This window comes from SAR202 cluster bacterium, from assembly GCA_016872355.1.
GTDB lineage: Bacteria > Chloroflexota > Dehalococcoidia > Lucifugimonadales > VGZY01 > VGZY01.
Map to the genome: position 1 here is coordinate 1 of VGZY01000069.1, position 15,179 is coordinate 15,179.

Sequence of the window (15,179 nt, forward strand, 5' to 3'; positions counted from 1 at the left end):
CAAGACTTGCTTTTGAGACATCGATACCGATAAATGTACTCTGACTGGCCATGATGTCCCTTTCTGTCCCTACCTTGCGGAAGCGAGCTGTCACTAATGACGCTCAGGCAACTGTTCGGGATCTGTACGGTGATTTGCGCGGCGGCCTCGCTGAAGGACGGTCTCGACAATGTCGGACCAAGGCCTGATCGGCCTGCCGCGCTATCTCACATTTTATACATCAGCCAGTCTCTTTTTATCTTACAAGGCCGTAAAGTCCGGAAACCCATGCTAATAGAATTCGTTGGAGCAGGCAGGCCCAAGACCTGTCACTACCGAACAACAGATATTGAACCCCTACGCCTTCAGCACCGCCGTCTTGATCGTCATCTCTTTAGTCTCGGCTCTGGATGCTGACCAACTACTAACTACCAACGACCTACTACCGCTCTACTGCGTCTTCTCCGCCTCTGCATAAGCCTTCGCGAATTCAGGCGAGCCATCGTCTTCCCAGTATTGAAAGTTGATCCCCCGGATGTCGCCTTCCTCACGGCCGGTGATCCGCTGGACGGCAGGGTACCGGGTCGAATATATCTTCTTACCGCCGGGAAGGTGGAGAATGCCCACGGTCTTCGGCGGCTGCAGGGGCTCCTGCTGGGACATCCTCTTTATCGCGACCTCGTCCACATCGAACCCGAGGCCGGACCCTTCGGGCACCCGGGAGAAGCCCTCCGTCACCTCGAAGCGTTTCGTCGTGATGTCCTCTTCGTACTGGTCGTCCAGGTTGATAGAGTGGCCGGTGGCGGTGGGCAGCACGGCCGCGAGGTGCAGGGTCATCGCCTTCATGAGTGTGCCGCCGGTCAGCTGGAGTATCGTCTGGACGTTCGCGCGGGCACAGAGAGTGCCCTGTGCCATGATGCTGGCAATGGAGGTGCTGCCGACGAGCATGTAAGCGTCGGCCATGCCGGCCAGTATCTCCTGGAAGCCGCCCATGATGGGGTCGCCTCCATGGACGATCGCTATCTTGCTCTTCTGCCTGAGGGTGCGCCAGCCATCGACATCGGAGCGCATCATCGGGTCTTCGATGAAGCCGACGATTGGGCACTCGCGCTCCAGCATTTCGATGAGCGGCATGAGCGTCCCGACGGTCCGCTGGCCGTGGTTGAAGTCGTAGTGTATCTTGAAGCCCTTCGGCGGGTTCATGTCCATCGCCGCCTTTGCCTGCTCCACAGGGTCCCACCTGGCGTTGGTGTGCATCTTGAACACCATGTACCCTTCGTCCATGGAGCGCTTGACCTCCTGCGCGAAGACATCCGGCGGGCAGGGGCGAGTCCACGCCGCGACTGTTCCGGCGTCGCGGACCTTCTGGCCCAGCAGCTTGTATACCGGGACCTCAAGGTACTTGCCCATGACGTCGTATAGAGCAGAGCCCAGGCCCATGTTAAGCCTGTTCAGAAGGAAGTCGAACGGGTTGCGGTCGATTAGGGGCTCGAACATCGAATTTGGGGGCGGCGGCCCGGGCCAGTCGTAGTCGCCGTAGCCGACTATGCCGTTGTCCGTCTTGACCTTAAAGACCATGCGGCAGTCTATGCCGCTCATCCGCACCCTGCCGGCAAGGTTGTCGTAACGACTTGCCAGCCTGGGGTGTATTGGAATCGCTTCTATATCTATGATCTTCACGGCGCACCTCGCGATGGGATTTGCATACCGGCCGCGTGTCCACGCAAACGTTAGCAGCGGCGTGCGCGTTTGTAAATGCGCGCAAAAACCGTCGCAGGTCGGGGTGGCCTAGACCGGGTATGGGGATGTGGTTATACTGATAGTGGTTTTCAGGGCAGGGGGATTAGTCTCGCACAGGAGGAGACTCCGAATGACCATCAAGACCCGGACGGACATTGCCCTCGTCGCGCACCTGATGCGGCGGGCGGGCTTTGGAGCGACGCGCGCCGAGCTTGAGCAACTGGCTGAGAAGCCCTACGAGGACATCGTCGAGGACCTCCTGCACCCGGAGCGCCGGCCGGAGGTGGACGAGCACCTGCTGTTCCGCTACCACCCCACCACCGCGAGCTATGGCGACGGCGGCCACGCCCAGACGCACTGGCTCTACCGCATGGTGATGACGCAGCGCCCTCTGGAGGAGAAGATCGCCCTCTTCTGGCACTACGTCTTCGCCACCGGCAACGCGAAGGTGGAGAACGGCCCAGCCATGGGCCGTCAGATTGAGGGATTCCGCAAGCACGGGCTCGGCAACTACCGCGACCTCCTGGTCAGGCTGGCGCAGGACCCCGCCATGATCTACTGGCTGGACAATAACCACAACCACAAGCGCGCGCCGAACGAGAACTGGGGCCGGGAGCTGCTGGAGCTCTTCGCGATGGGGGCGGGCAACTACACGGAAAAGGACGTATACGAATGCGCCCGGGCCTTCACGGGCTGGAACATAATCGCCCGCATCGGCGTGCCGTGGGGCACGTACCCCTGGAAATTCGTCTACAAGCCGGAGGACCACGACTTCACTCAGAAGACGTTCCTCGGTCACACGGGCGAATTCAACGGCGAGGACATCATAGACATCGTCGTTCGGCAGCCGGCGACATCGCAGTTCATCGCCCGGCACCTCTACAACTTCTTTGTCGCCGACGAGCCGCAGGTGCCGGCGTGGCCCATAGAGCCGCCGCGCGACCCGGAGGCGGTCCGTTTCATCCGCGAGACCTTCGTGGACTCCGGGTACGAGATGAAGCCGGTCCTGAGGGCCATCTTCAATTCCGACTTCTTCAAGCAGGCGATGTACGAGAAGGTAAAGAGCCCCGTGGATCTGGTCGTGGGGACGCTGCGGCTGACGGGCGATATGAACGGCCCTGATCCCCGGTGGGGTGAGATGCCCCGCGATATGTCGCCGATGGGGCAGAATGTGATGGACCCGCCCAGCGTGGAGGGGTGGCACACCGGCCGCGAGTGGATAAACAGCGGCGCGCAGCTTCTGCGCGTTAATTTCACGAGCTACCGCTTCGCCGACACGTCGCTGCCCGGCGTGCAGGACATGATCAGCCGGGTCGCCTCCACTGCCGGGGAGACTATGACGGCGGAAGTGCTGGTGGGCCGGTGCCTGGAGCTTGCCGGGCCAGTAAAGGCCGCAGGCGCCACGCGGGCGGAGCTCGTCGGCCACGTGCGCAACGAGGGTCCGGTCTCATGGGCGCCGGACGACTACGACCGCTCAGCCCGGCGCGTGGCCGAGCTGCTTGCGCTGATCGGCGCATCTCGAGAGTTCCAGATGGGGTAAGGGAGAGGAACGGATGAAGACTTACTACGCGGCCGGGAAGGCCTGGCACTATAGCCACACAATCGGCAGGCGGACGGCGGAGCACAACAACGGGAACCTGGGAGGGTGCGCATGGCCGGCCGACCTGGCGCTCTCCCCGGACGGGCACATCTTCATCCTCAGCAGGGGCTGGGAGAAGGACAACGCCTCGCACAACGCCGACATCTACCGCCGCGTCAGCAAGACGACGATCGATGAGAACCACATTGGCGACTTCGCCCGCGCGGAGTTCACGTGGCCCGCAGGTATCGCCGTGGACCGCGAGGGCAAGGTATACGTATCCGACGAATACGAGCACCACATCAAGGTCTTCGACCCGTCCAGGATCATGGAGTTCCCACAGTACGAACGGAATAACGAGCACATTGCCAGGTGGGGTGTGAAGGGGACCGCGCCGGGGCAGCTTAACGGCCCCAGCGGCCTCCAGTTCGATGCGAACGACGACCTGCTGGTAGTGGACAGCCTCAACCACCGGGTACAGAAGTTCACGAAGAACGGACGTCACATATCCTCATTCGGCTCGTACGGCGCCGGCGAGGGGCGGTTCAACCGCCCGTGGGGCCTTACGGTGGACGCCAAAGGCGATATCTACGTTGCAGACTGGGGCAACAACCGGGTCCAGAAGCTCTCGCCGGACGGCAGGTCCATTATGACCTTCGGTACGCGCGAGGATGGCGGCGAGCTCAACCACCCCGCAGACGTGGCTGTGGACAGTGATGGGGACGTGTACGTGACGGGCTGGGGCAACAACCGGGTGCAGATATACGAGCCCAACGGCAGCATCATCGCAGCGCTCTATGGCGACGCCGACAAGATGTCACGAGCGGCGGAATACTCCATGGCCCGCAACAACGGGCTCAGCCTGGTGGCGTGGCAGTACGTGGACGACGTGCTGGCGGAGCTGCAGCGGTTCGAGAGGCCGACCGGCATCGTCATAGACAAGCAGGACCGGATAATCGTCGCCGACCAGTCGGGCCGGCTCCAGGTCTACGCCAAGCAGAAGCAGTACGCGCCACAGCTATTCTAGAACGCGAGCGCCTTCGGCCTCACGACCAGCACCGGCGCTTCGCTATACCTGATCACCCTGTCCGTAACGCTGCCCAGAAACAGCGCTTGCAGGCCGGAGCGGCCGTGCGTGGACATTGCTACGACGCTGTTCGGAAGCGCCTGGGCAAGCTGCAGTATCTTTTCTGCCGGGTCACCGGAGAGCAGCAAATGGTCCTGGTCGCGGGCGCCCTCCTTCTCAATCTCCCCGCTGATGAACGAAAGGTAGTCGCTCGCAAGGCTTTCCAGGTTGGCGAACGCTTTTGCCCTCACCCGCGCCGGGCGGCCTCTGGGCTCCTGGCCGCCCTGCTAGGGGTTCGGCGGAGCGACGAAAACGGTGGTGACCTTCGCCTTCAGCGCGCTTGCCAATGCGGCGGCATGCGGGATCGCCTGCTCCGCCAGCGGGGACCCATCGAGTGGCAACACGACCCGTTCGACCTTGATACTCTCCTCTGAGCGCGCGTTTCCCCTGACGACTAGCACTGGGGTCGTGGATGTCCTGACCACCTTGTCTGTAACGCTCCCCAACATCCATCGCTTTATCCCGGAACGGCCGCGCGTGCAGATCACTATCAGAGTTCTCGGGGCGCTTTCAGCGGCCTGGACGATGCGGTTTGCGGCGTTGCCTTCCGCAAGGGTGTAGGTTGTCTTGCAGGCGGCGCCTGTGAGGGTGGCCACAACCTGGGACAGGTCTTCGCTCGTTACCTGGTGCTGGGGTGTATTGAAGCTTCTGAGCCTCTGTGCAACCGAGCGTGGAGTAATTTCGGTCTCGTTTACGGATATGAGCTCGATGGGGGACGAGAAGGCGCGGCACAGCAGCCGGGCGTACGGCAGCGCGCTCTCAGCTATCGACGAACCGTCCAGGGGAACGAGGATCCGGGAGTACAACGCCGCAAGGGCCTTTCGCGCCGCCGGAGCGGGCGGCAGTGTTACTGTCGCATCGTAATGTAACGCGCAGTCCACTGTAAAGCGAAACGCGCTCCGGCCACCGGGGGCGAGAGCGCGATGCCCGGCGAAAGGCGCGGCGTTCAGCTCATAACGTTGTGGGAGGTCAGGAACGGGGCTTCCTGCTGCTCCACGAGCGTCTCGGCAAGGAGCTCGAGCACATGGACGCGCGACTCCAGGGAGAGCTCCATGATGACCAGGTCCTGCAGGTTGCCGGAGGTGTCGCGAATGCGGTCGCGCAGAACGGCGGATTCCACGAACCCCGCGCGCCTGGCGGCCTGTATGGCGGCGTGCTCGCGGCGCTTGACCAGCTCAAAGACCAGCTTCGTGAGCTTGAGGGCCTCACCCACGTCTATCAGCTCCTTGATCATCTTCGCCGCCAGCCCGCGGCCCCGAAGCTCGGGGTCGACGGTGACGCGCACCTCACCGATATGTCTTCGCGCCGGCGCCCAGTCCCGGTGCAGAGTGGCATCGGCAATAATCCTGTCGTCCACAACCGCCAGAATGGGTATTGTGAAGTCCAGGTTCATGTGCTCCGTCCACTGGCGAACGACCTCAGGTGATGTCACGTTGTCCTTCAGGTAATAGCGGTCTTCTTCGGGGATGCGCTGAAAGAATTGTACGAGGGGTATCTTGTCTTCACGCTTGAGGAGCCTCAGAGTTGCCCTGGTGCCGTCATCCAGAGTGATCTGGATGGGGTATCGCTTGAATATCGTTTCCATTTGTCGCCTCCGCGAGACCGTCCCAACAATGCGCTTCACAACAAGTCCATGGTAAGCATCAAAAAGTCGTTCGTCTACGCCTTTTCGAATCTCTTTTTCGCGCGATAAACGACGGTTTTATTTGTGAAATTCTTCGCAATTTTCGGATGGATTAGCGGCGTCCCTTGCGGCGAGAGACGAGTACCGCAAATGCAACTGCCGACATTGCGAGCGCGCCGTCCGCCGGCCCGCCCGAGCGCCGCGGGTTGCAGCCGCCTCCCGATGCCGGACCCTGGGCCGTGGGAACAGCCGTGGCCGATGGCGACGGCGCAGTGACAACCGGGGTGGGCGTCGCCGCCTCTGCCGAAGGGAACGGGTAAGGTGTCAGAGTGTACGGCATGAGCGTGGGGTAGGGGACCGGAGTGGGCAGCGAGCTGAGGTCCGGCGCCTCCAGAAGCTCACCGCCCACGCTCTTCCGCCACAGGTTCTCCATCCCCTCCCGGTCCACTCCGTAGGCCTCTTTCAGCGCGTCGTCCATGCTCTTTCCGCCCTTATAGGCCGCGAGCAAAGTGCGCATCTGCGCCGCGCCGTACTCGTCAATCATGTACCGCACCATCGCGCGCGATTGCCCGTAGAAGATGAGCACCTGGTCAGCAGGGCCAGGCAGCCCGCCCATGTACGTAATCGGCAAGAGCTTATCGTTTCGAATAGCGGAGCGGAGGGCGGACTCGTAGCCGTTGACCGTGCTCACGTTGCCGTACTCCGCCAGCCCCTCGTGCAGCCAGGAGGGCACCATGCGGTAGAGGCCCTCCCCGGCGCGGTGCACCAGGATGTGCGTTACCTCGTGGGAAGCCGTGCCGCGCGCGCCCCTGTTTCCCCCCAGAACAAGCAGCGTGCCCATCTCGTTAAACGCCTGGCCCTCAGTAACGAGGGTGCTGTCCGATACCGCGCTTCGGGTCGCCAGCGCGCTACGCATTTCGCTAACGGAGTTGAAGACAGTAACCCTTATCGGCGCCTCGGTGTCCGCGCCAAGTATCGGCCCCATCTTGGCGAGAGTGTCCACGATGGTGTTGAGTATCTGGTCCGCCGAAGAGCGAGCGCTGCCGTGGTACGCCAGCTTCACCGGCCCACGCGAAATTTCACTCCATTCGAAGCGCGGGTCGTGGTACACCATCGTCTGGCGCGGGGTCTGCAGCCGGTTGCCGGCTGTGTCCACAATCTCGAAGCTGTAAGTGAGCTCCGTTCCGGGCGGGATGTAGCTTGAGGCCGTGTCCGTGCGCCAGAGAAGCTCTCCGGCTACCTGCCTGCCGGGCTGGACCGGAATGTAGTTGAACGCTGAGTGCTCCACCAGCCCCACGTTGAGTCGCACGGCGATGGACGCGATATCGTTATCGCCGCTCGCCGACGCCCTGATGCGGATGCCGCTGGGGAACTCGCTCACGACGCCGGAGGAGTCCAGCCGTATCCCGGTCGATTGGGCGTGGGCAGTGGATGAGAAGACGGATATGGCGAACAGAGCGGCAGCCAGCAGCAAGGCCAGCCGAGTTGCCGTGCCTGCATTTGTTCTGGAAAGGAGTGTGCGAATGTGCCAGGGCTCCGGTGAGACTTGAGAGGAACGTTGTCGGTATTATCGTAGCAGGGCTGTCGCAGTGTAAAACGAGGCCGGAAACGCGGAGGTTGGTGTGCGTTCCTCGGCCGTACCCTTTCCATGTGCCATTGCGCGCCCGTGGGGAGGTCGGGATGGGAGCGCTGAAGGCGCGGGCTAGCTCAGCCCAGGGAGTAGCCCACTCCGCAGAGCCTCCGTGGGCTACTCCCTGGGTCCCAGACCGAAGAAATTCTTAAGGTCTGAAGGGCCGAGGTAATCTCTTGCCTGGCCAGTGACCATCTCGCCCTTTCAGGGCTAGGTGAAATATCGCATCTCTTACCCAGGGCTGCGTGCCTTCGCCGAGCCTTCGGCACTCCACCCTGGGCTTAGATAGCCCGCGCCTTCAGCGCTCCCAGCAACCCATCCCCATTTGCATCCGATGACATGCGGCTTTGAGTTGTTCGAGGAATTGTATTCTGGGCGGCTGCCCTTACTGCTTGTGGCGTTTCATCTCGTCGCGGTACCACTGGTCGCCGTAGAGGTCGCGCTTGGAGTTCCACCGGTACGGCACCGGCATCATGGGCTGGGAGCGCAGCTCCGGCGGCAGCGGCAGCTTCACAGGCGCATGGTTGCGGCGGTGCGACTCCCGCAGCGCCACGGATATCTCAAACGCTTTCTGCTGGTCCACGCCGCTGCACCGCAGCTCGATACCCCTGTCCAGCGAGTCGACGATCGACTGCAGGGTTACCTTGAGGCGCGGGTCGGGCATCAGCCAGCCCTCCTCGTCGCGCTTGTTGTCGAACTCATCGGGGATATCAGGCACCAGCCCGGGTACCTCTACCATCCCGCCGAAGGCGTTCGGGCCGGCGTCTTTCGACTTCTTCCAGAACCGCAGGCGGCGCCCGTCGCTCGCGAAGACGCCCTCCGTCCCTATTACCTCCACCCCGTGCTTGGCGGACGGCTTGTTGTGGATGTGCCCCTCGATACCATTCGTGAAGCGTATGTAGCCGCCGATGCCCTCCAGCCCCTCGTCGTGGTCGCTCCAGGGGTCGCCGTTCCGTGCCCCACCACCCACTCGGCGTCGGCGTCCACGCCGCTCTTGCCGCGGATAAACTGGCCCAGCGCGAACATCTTCATCCACGCCAGAGCGTTGCAGCCGCCCTGGACGATGTTCGAGTAGGAGTGGACGCTGCGCACGTCGCCAATCTGCCCGGCGGCGATCAGCTCGCGCGCCTTCCAGTGCTCTGCATAGTTGCGGTCCACGTTGCCGGACTGGTACCTGCTCCCGGCCTTCGCGCACTCCTCGACCATGCTGTCCAGGTCCGAAAGCCGGGAGACGATCGGCTTCTCAGAGACGATGCCGGGCACCCCGGCCCTGGCGCAGGCGATGACTATCTCCGGGTTGGGCTTCACGGGGAGGACGAGCACCGCGATGTCCAGCCGCTCCTTGGCCAGCATCTCGCTGTAGTCCTGGTAGCCCGGGACCTTGAAGCGCTCCGAGAAGAGATCGAGGGTCTCCTTCCCGCGGTTGCATCCGGCCACGAGCTCCATTGCCGGGTTAAGGACCACCGCCCTGGTAAAGAAGGTGCCCTGCCTGCCAACGCCGATGACGCCTGTGCGGTAGCGGCCTTCGCGAAGCTGCGCCATTTCTGCCCCCTAACTGATGACCTCCCTGCCGAGGACCAGCAGGCTGGTGGAGATGATGATCGCCATCGTCACCCGGCGGAATAGCTGCTCGTTCATGCGGGTCAGCAGCGCGCTGCCGACCTTCAACCCAAGGAGCATCGCCGGGATGGCGAACAGTATGAGGACTACCCGCTCCAGAGTAAAGAGCCCGCTCGCGGCGTAGCCGAGGAAAGAGACGGCGTCGATGCCGATGAAGCAGAAGACCAGGTTGGCCCGGACCTCCTGCTTATTCCAGTTGCGGGCAAGCAGGAGGATCGCGATGAGAGGGCCGCCGACGCCCAGGGCGGGACCCATGACGCCCACGCTGAACGCGAGTATCGGGCCAAGAATTTGCGAGACGGGCACGCGGAAGTCGCGGCGTGAGCTGAAGACCAGCACCAGCGCCAGCAGGATAATAAGGCTGGATATGCCGATTCTGAGCCGGCCGGCAGAGACATTGGCCAGGATGAACACGCCTATCGGCGCGCCCGCCAGCCCGGCCAGCACAAGAGGCAAGGTGCTTCTCACGCGCACGTGTTTCCAGGAGCGCGAGAGGATGCCCGCCTCCAGCCCCAAAGCCATCGTGTTGACCATAATGACGGCGGTCTGCGGCGCGAGAACGAGGAGGATAATCGGCATGCCGACCATGCCGATCCCGAACCCTACCGCACTCGCTAGCACCGAGCCGATGAAGACGGCCGCGACAGTCACGACCAGAGGAATGGCTTCCGGCAAGCTATTGCTTCTCCCACTCCTCTACACGCACGACATTGCCGATCTCCGACACCACCTCCAGGTCTTCCATCTGCTTCAACGCCTTCTGCATGGAGGACTCCCTCGCCTTGTGCGTGGTGATTACGATCTCGGCCTTCTGCGCTATCTCGTCCGTCTCCTTCTGGATGATCGAGGAGATTGAGATACGCGCATCGCCGATAACCTTCGTTATCTGGGCCAGCACGCCCGGCCGCTCGAGAACCGTCATGCGGATGTAGTACTTCGTCTCCAGGTCTTCCATGGGGCAAATGACGGTACTCTCGTTCAGCTTGAAAGCAGCGACGGGCTTCACGTTGCCGATGATGTTGCGGGCGGTGGCCACGATGTCTGCCACTACCGCGCTCGTCGTGGGCAGGGAGCCGGCGCCGCGGCCGTGGAAGAGCACCCGCCCGGCCAGGTCGGACTCCACCTCTACTGCGTTAAGGACGCCGTCCACCTTGGCGATCATCTCGCCCTTGGGCACAAACGTGGGGTGAACGCGGACCTGTAGCCCGCCGTTTATCCTGCGCGCCATACCCATGAGCTTGATCGTGTACCCCAGATCGCTCGCGTACTGGAAGTCGCGCGCGCGGAGCTTCGTTATCCCTTCCCGGTAAACGTCGGAGTCCTTCACGCGGGCGCGGAAGGCCAGGGTAGAAAGGATCGCGAGCTTGTAGGCGGCGTCGGTGCCCTGGATGTCGTTGGAGGGGTCCGCCTCCGCGTAGCCCAGCGCCTGCGCCTCCTCCAGCGCGTCCGCAAAGTCCACGCCCTCCTTCGCCATGCGGGTGAGGATGTAGTTGGTCGTCCCGTTGATGATGCCGCTGACGGAAAGTATGTCGTTGGCGATCAGGTCGCGGAGCAGTGGGGCGATAATCGGCGTGCCGCCCGCCACGCTGGCCTCGAACATGACGTGGACGCCCTTCTTGCGGGCAAGCGTGAGAATGTCCGGCCCGTGGCGCGCCATCACCTCCTTGTTGGCGGTGACGATGTGCTTGCCGACGGAGATCGCCTTGAGCATGTAGTCAAGAGTGGGGTCCTCTCCGCCCATGACCTCGACGACGATGTTCACTTCGGGGTTGTTCACCACCTCATCAAAATTGGTGGTGACGAGTTTGCGGGGGACCTGGTATGCGCGCTGCTTTTCCGTATCTCGGATGAGCACGCCCTTAAGCTTGATGGGGCACCCGACCATTCCGGCCAGGGCCTCTTGCTTTTCTGAGAGGATGCGGGCGACGCCGCTGCCGACGACGCCGAGGCCGAGGAGGCCTATGCCGATGCTGTTTGCCTTGAATGTATCGCCACTCACCGGAGTCTCCTTAAGTTAAGGGCCTACCCTCACTCCGGCGCAAAGCCGCCACCACTCTCCCTGATGGAGAGAGTGAAGTGGATAAGGTTGGACCCTCAAAATTATGGGACCGGTGCGTTTGATGTGGCGTCAACGCACAGGAATATAGAATGAGGCACCCCGATAGTCCGTCTGGGCGGACTATCCGGGCTTTTGTTAACGGACTTACCGGCCAACCCCTCTCTGTTTAGGAGAAGGAGCGGGCCCCACCGGTGCGGTGCACGCGGTTATAAGGGAGCATGCCAAGGAACCGGGCGCGCTTGACCGCGAGCGCCAGCATGCGCTGGTGCTTGGAGCAGACGCCGCTCTTCCTGCGGGACTCGATCTTGGCCTGGTCTGAGAAATACCGCTTCAGGGTGCCGACGTCCTTGTAGTCAACGTGCGTGGCGTGGTTAACGCAGAAGGAGCAAACCTTCCTGCGGGCAAAGAAGCGGGGCTTCCCGCCCGGGCCGCCTGCGCCCATGGGGCCCCTTCGATAGCCGCCACCGCCGCCTGGCCGGGGCGCGCCGCCCTGGCCGCCGGAAGGCACCTGTTGCTGCTGCGGCTGCCCTTCGGCGCCGGATGACTGTGCTTGCTGTGTCGTCACTTTCTATTTCCTCACTTCTGGAATTGGCTGGTCCCTTCAAATCCTCCTCTCCCCGAGGGAGAGGATGTCCCGCTTCGGGACAGGTGAGGGCCGCCTTGTTTTACCAGGGTAGGTCTTCAACCTGTTCGCCTGGGGCGCTACCCGGACCCCTCTCTGCGCGATCAGGCCTCTCGCCGCCCTGGCCACCCTGGCCTCCGCGGTCGAGGAATCTCACGTCGTTAGCTATGATCTCATTGCCGGCGCGGGGATGCCCGTCTTTGGCAATGTATGGGCGGCTATGGAGCCTGCCCTCAACATAGACCTTCATTCCCTTGGTCACGTACTGGTTACAAGTCTCGGCCAGCTTGTTCCAGGCGCTCACTGTGAACCACTCGGTCTCTTCCTGTTGCTGACCGTCCGACCCGGTAAACCGGCGGTTGGTGGCCACCCTGAAAGAGGTCACGGCAGCCCCGCTCGGCGTGTAGCGCATCTCCGGATCGGAACCCACGTTGCCGATCACGATCATCTTGTTCATCGTCATGGCTGTCCCTTAACTCTTATCCGGTCCGCCGCGGCGGACGCCTTTTAATGCTGCGTTCGGACGGATGCGCCTGGGCTGGTTGGAGGTCAGTCCTGGGCCTTGGCCTCTGCCTTCGCCTTGACTTTGGCCTTGGGCGGATTGTCGGATGTCATGAGGAACCGGAGGATGCCCTCGTTGAGCCCGTGGATGCGGTTCAGCTCAGCAGTGGCAGTGGCGTTCAGGGAGAACTTCGTAAGGACGAAGTTACCCTCCAGAAACTTCTTGATGGGGTATGCAAGCCGCCGGAGGCCCCAGACTTCCTTCAAGCTCACCGTGCCGCCGTTCTCGGCGACAAAGGCGGTGGTCCTGTCCAGGACCTTGTTGATCTCCTCTTCCGTGGCCTCGGGGGTGAGGATCATAACCAGTTCGTATTCGCGGGTCCGCTGAGCTACCAAGTCTTCTCCATTCGTAAAGCGCATTCGTTAGACAAAGGAATGCTAGCCATTGTAGCATAGCGTCCGCCGGGCACGGAAGATGGCTCAAGGAGGCTCACAATGGTTGACTGGAAGAAGGCGCTCGAGCTCGATTCGAGCAGAAAAATCGTCGGGGGTTCGCAGGCCGCCCTGCGAAACGCCATCCGCGGCGGAGCTGACCTCCGCATCTACACGGAGTTCCGGCACAACGAGCACATCGACACGTCTTCAAACAGCCGGGAGCTGATCAAGGAGACAGCGGAGTTCCGCTGCACCTACCTCCTGGACGACCGGTGGGTGGCCGGCTTCATGACGCTCCGCCAGCCCGTCGAGTTGCCGAACGAGTTCGGCAACCGGGTTTCGATGTCGCTCTTCCTGTATAACGAGGACGGCCGCCAGGCGGTCGCCAGACCTTTCCTTGACGGGCAGCCGCGGCCGGGCGCGCTCGGTCCCGGCCCGATCGACGACCATTCGAAGATGCCGAAGTACCACCAGTTCGATAGCTGGGACAACGGCACCAACGCCCCGAGCCATAACTTTATCTACGACTTCGAGGTGTTCCGCTACTACGTGAACGACGAGTGGCGCGAGGTCTACGCGAATGACGCGCACGGAAGGGCCGTGTCGGGGTCTATTGACGCGCTCGATGAGGCATTCTCTGCCGGCAAGGACATCAAGGCGGGGATTACCGGCCTGTGCGGGGACATGCAAGGTGCAGAAATGCCGGGAGAGCCCTCACCTGTCCGCAGAGCCGGACATCCTCTCCCGTCCGCCCCGGCGGACCGGGAGAGGACAATGTTGAACGAAGCTTTTATCCAGCTCCACTCCTGTTACTACTACACCGATCAGAAGCTCTTCGTCGGCGCAACGCAGCCGCTTGTGCGGGTACAGCCGGCCATCCCCCTCGCCTACAAGAGCGGCAACTGGGACTTCGGCTGGGCCATCGTCCGCACGGACGGCCACGGCGCTCTGAGGACGGTGGACCCCTACACGCTCAGGACGCGGGACACGACGGGCAGGTTCGCGGTGCGGTGGTTCGCAAGGTAGGGGCTGCGGGGCGCAACGCCACGGGCGGCTATGCCGGGCGTGAGCAGATGTAGCAGGGTAGAGGCAACACACGCAGGTACATCCTGCTTGGGGGCGTGGCCCCGGCGTGGGTTGCGATGATGGTTATGAGCTGGGTTTGCGTAAGGTCGAACGGCGCGGCGGACTGGTCCCACGGCCTAGTGAGGCCGCGCTTGGCCACATCGTCCGTGTAGCTGTGCACGGCCAGGAATCGCAGCCGCCCGTCCACAAGCTCGGCGATTCCGGGCTCGCCGGAGGCCGACCATACGACGTCTCCGTACTCCGCAGGGTGGCCGGGAACGCGCTCTTCGGGCTGGAGGAACAGCACGTACACCGTGTTGTTCTCAAGCTGAACCGTCTCGTGCCAGCGGTTGAAAAAGCCGCCGGTGGAGCCCTCTTTGGTCACCGTGAAGATGGCGTCGCCGGCGGCCAGCGGCCCCTTCAGGGACTCCAGCACGTCGAACTTGGCATAGACAAAAGTATCGGAGCTGGAGGCCGCGGCGTCATTCTCGTCCTCGGGGACTGCCGTTATCCGCTGCTCGTAGAGAAGCCTGCCGACGATGATCGTGTTGGAGGAGCCGACGAGGCTGTCTGCCGTGTAGAAGTGTACCCAGTCGTGGCCCTTGAAGCTGATAAACCCAAGCCACGACAGTACCGCGATGGACGCGACCGCAACGACAGCCGCCATCGCCGCAACTGTAGCCAGCTTGGATATTCCGGCCCTGGACATATCTCACCGTCGGTTTGGCAAGGGAAAACAAGGTCGCCGTTACGTACTGGATTGCAGTGCCTTCATCTTAGTGATGCCCTCGCCGGAAATCCATACTCCTACCAGCCGATTCCGAAACCCCACTGTGCTAGAATCGGGCAAGGCGGCACCGGCCAGCAGACCACCCTCCGGTAGGGGCGGGTCTCAGACCCACTCGTTCCAAACTAATTCCATTTCCGAGTTTGCGAATCTCGGCCTTACGGCCTTGTAAGATAAAAAGAGACTGGCTGATGTATAAAATGTGAGATAGCGCGGCAGGCCGATCAGGCCTTGGTCCGACATTGTCGAGACCGTCCTTCAGCGAGGCCGCCGCGCAAATCACCGTACAGATCCCGAACAGTTGCCTGAGCGTCATTAGTGACAGCTCGCTTCCGCAAGGTAGGGACAGAAAGGGACATCATGGCCAGTCAGAGTACATTTATCGGTATCGATGTCTCAAAAGCAAGTCTTG

General features: G+C 62.3%; 15 protein-coding genes. 3 read left to right on the forward strand and 12 right to left on the reverse strand.

Features of this window, described 5'->3' with window-relative positions; all coding sequences use genetic code 11:
- Positions 1 to 429 precede the first annotated feature (429 nt).
- Positions 430 to 1,659, reverse strand: coding sequence for a hypothetical protein (locus FJ319_12105; protein MBM3935021.1), 1,230 nt, complete (start codon positions 1,657 to 1,659; stop codon positions 430 to 432).
- Between the two features lie 196 nt (positions 1,660 to 1,855).
- On the opposite strand from FJ319_12105, the gene FJ319_12110 reads away from it, so the two are divergent.
- Positions 1,856 to 3,259 (forward strand): DUF1800 domain-containing protein, encoded by a 1,404-nt coding sequence (locus tag FJ319_12110; GenBank protein ID MBM3935022.1) that lies wholly within the window; start codon positions 1,856 to 1,858, stop codon positions 3,257 to 3,259.
- A 13-nt stretch (positions 3,260 to 3,272) separates the two neighbouring features.
- Positions 3,273 to 4,325, forward strand: coding sequence for a hypothetical protein (locus FJ319_12115; protein MBM3935023.1), 1,053 nt, complete (start codon positions 3,273 to 3,275; stop codon positions 4,323 to 4,325).
- Here FJ319_12115 and FJ319_12120 read toward each other — a convergent pair.
- The 10 genes from FJ319_12120 to rpsF form a co-directional block, all read right to left on the reverse strand.
- Entirely contained in the window at positions 4,322 to 4,615 is a 294-nt protein-coding gene (locus tag FJ319_12120) for a universal stress protein (protein ID MBM3935024.1), read from the reverse strand. The two genes, FJ319_12115 and FJ319_12120, sit on opposite strands and share 4 nt — an antisense overlap.
- A gap of 36 nt (positions 4,616 to 4,651) precedes the next feature.
- A complete protein-coding gene (locus tag FJ319_12125) occupies positions 4,652 to 5,230 on the reverse strand; it encodes a universal stress protein (protein MBM3935025.1) in 579 nt (192 codons plus the stop codon).
- A gap of 140 nt (positions 5,231 to 5,370) precedes the next feature.
- The gene (locus FJ319_12130) at positions 5,371 to 6,009 is read right to left on the reverse strand and encodes a GNAT family N-acetyltransferase (protein ID MBM3935026.1); all 639 of its coding nucleotides are present in this window, start codon (positions 6,007 to 6,009) and stop codon (positions 5,371 to 5,373) included.
- A gap of 151 nt (positions 6,010 to 6,160) precedes the next feature.
- Positions 6,161 to 7,522 (reverse strand): hypothetical protein, encoded by a 1,362-nt coding sequence (locus tag FJ319_12135; GenBank protein ID MBM3935027.1) that lies wholly within the window; start codon positions 7,520 to 7,522, stop codon positions 6,161 to 6,163.
- Positions 7,523 to 8,506: 984 nt separating this feature from the next.
- The gene (locus tag FJ319_12140) at positions 8,507 to 9,220 is read right to left on the reverse strand and encodes a Gfo/Idh/MocA family oxidoreductase (protein MBM3935028.1); all 714 of its coding nucleotides are present in this window, start codon (positions 9,218 to 9,220) and stop codon (positions 8,507 to 8,509) included.
- Between the two features lie 9 nt (positions 9,221 to 9,229).
- Positions 9,230 to 9,973, reverse strand: coding sequence for a sulfite exporter TauE/SafE family protein (locus tag FJ319_12145; protein MBM3935029.1), 744 nt, complete (start codon positions 9,971 to 9,973; stop codon positions 9,230 to 9,232).
- 1 nt (position 9,974) lies between these two features.
- Positions 9,975 to 11,267: a homoserine dehydrogenase gene (locus tag FJ319_12150; GenBank protein MBM3935030.1), complete on the reverse strand. Its 1,293-nt coding sequence runs from the start codon at positions 11,265 to 11,267 to the stop codon at positions 9,975 to 9,977.
- A 256-nt stretch (positions 11,268 to 11,523) separates the two neighbouring features.
- On the reverse strand, positions 11,524 to 11,799 hold the full coding sequence (gene rpsR, locus FJ319_12155; protein MBM3935031.1) for a 30S ribosomal protein S18: 276 nt from the start codon (positions 11,797 to 11,799) through the stop codon (positions 11,524 to 11,526).
- A 223-nt stretch (positions 11,800 to 12,022) separates the two neighbouring features.
- On the reverse strand, positions 12,023 to 12,442 hold the full coding sequence (locus tag FJ319_12160) for a single-stranded DNA-binding protein (protein ID MBM3935032.1): 420 nt from the start codon (positions 12,440 to 12,442) through the stop codon (positions 12,023 to 12,025).
- Positions 12,443 to 12,528: 86 nt separating this feature from the next.
- The gene (gene rpsF / locus FJ319_12165; protein ID MBM3935033.1) at positions 12,529 to 12,900 is read right to left on the reverse strand and encodes a 30S ribosomal protein S6; all 372 of its coding nucleotides are present in this window, start codon (positions 12,898 to 12,900) and stop codon (positions 12,529 to 12,531) included.
- Positions 12,901 to 12,975: 75 nt separating this feature from the next.
- Between rpsF and FJ319_12170 the strand changes: the two genes are divergently transcribed.
- Entirely contained in the window at positions 12,976 to 13,941 is a 966-nt protein-coding gene (locus tag FJ319_12170) for a hypothetical protein (protein ID MBM3935034.1), read from the forward strand.
- Positions 13,942 to 13,969: 28 nt separating this feature from the next.
- Here the strand turns inward: FJ319_12170 and FJ319_12175 are convergent, their stop codons facing one another.
- Positions 13,970 to 14,689 (reverse strand): hypothetical protein, encoded by a 720-nt coding sequence (locus tag FJ319_12175; GenBank protein ID MBM3935035.1) that lies wholly within the window; start codon positions 14,687 to 14,689, stop codon positions 13,970 to 13,972.
- Between the last annotated feature and the right edge of the window lie 490 nt (positions 14,690 to 15,179).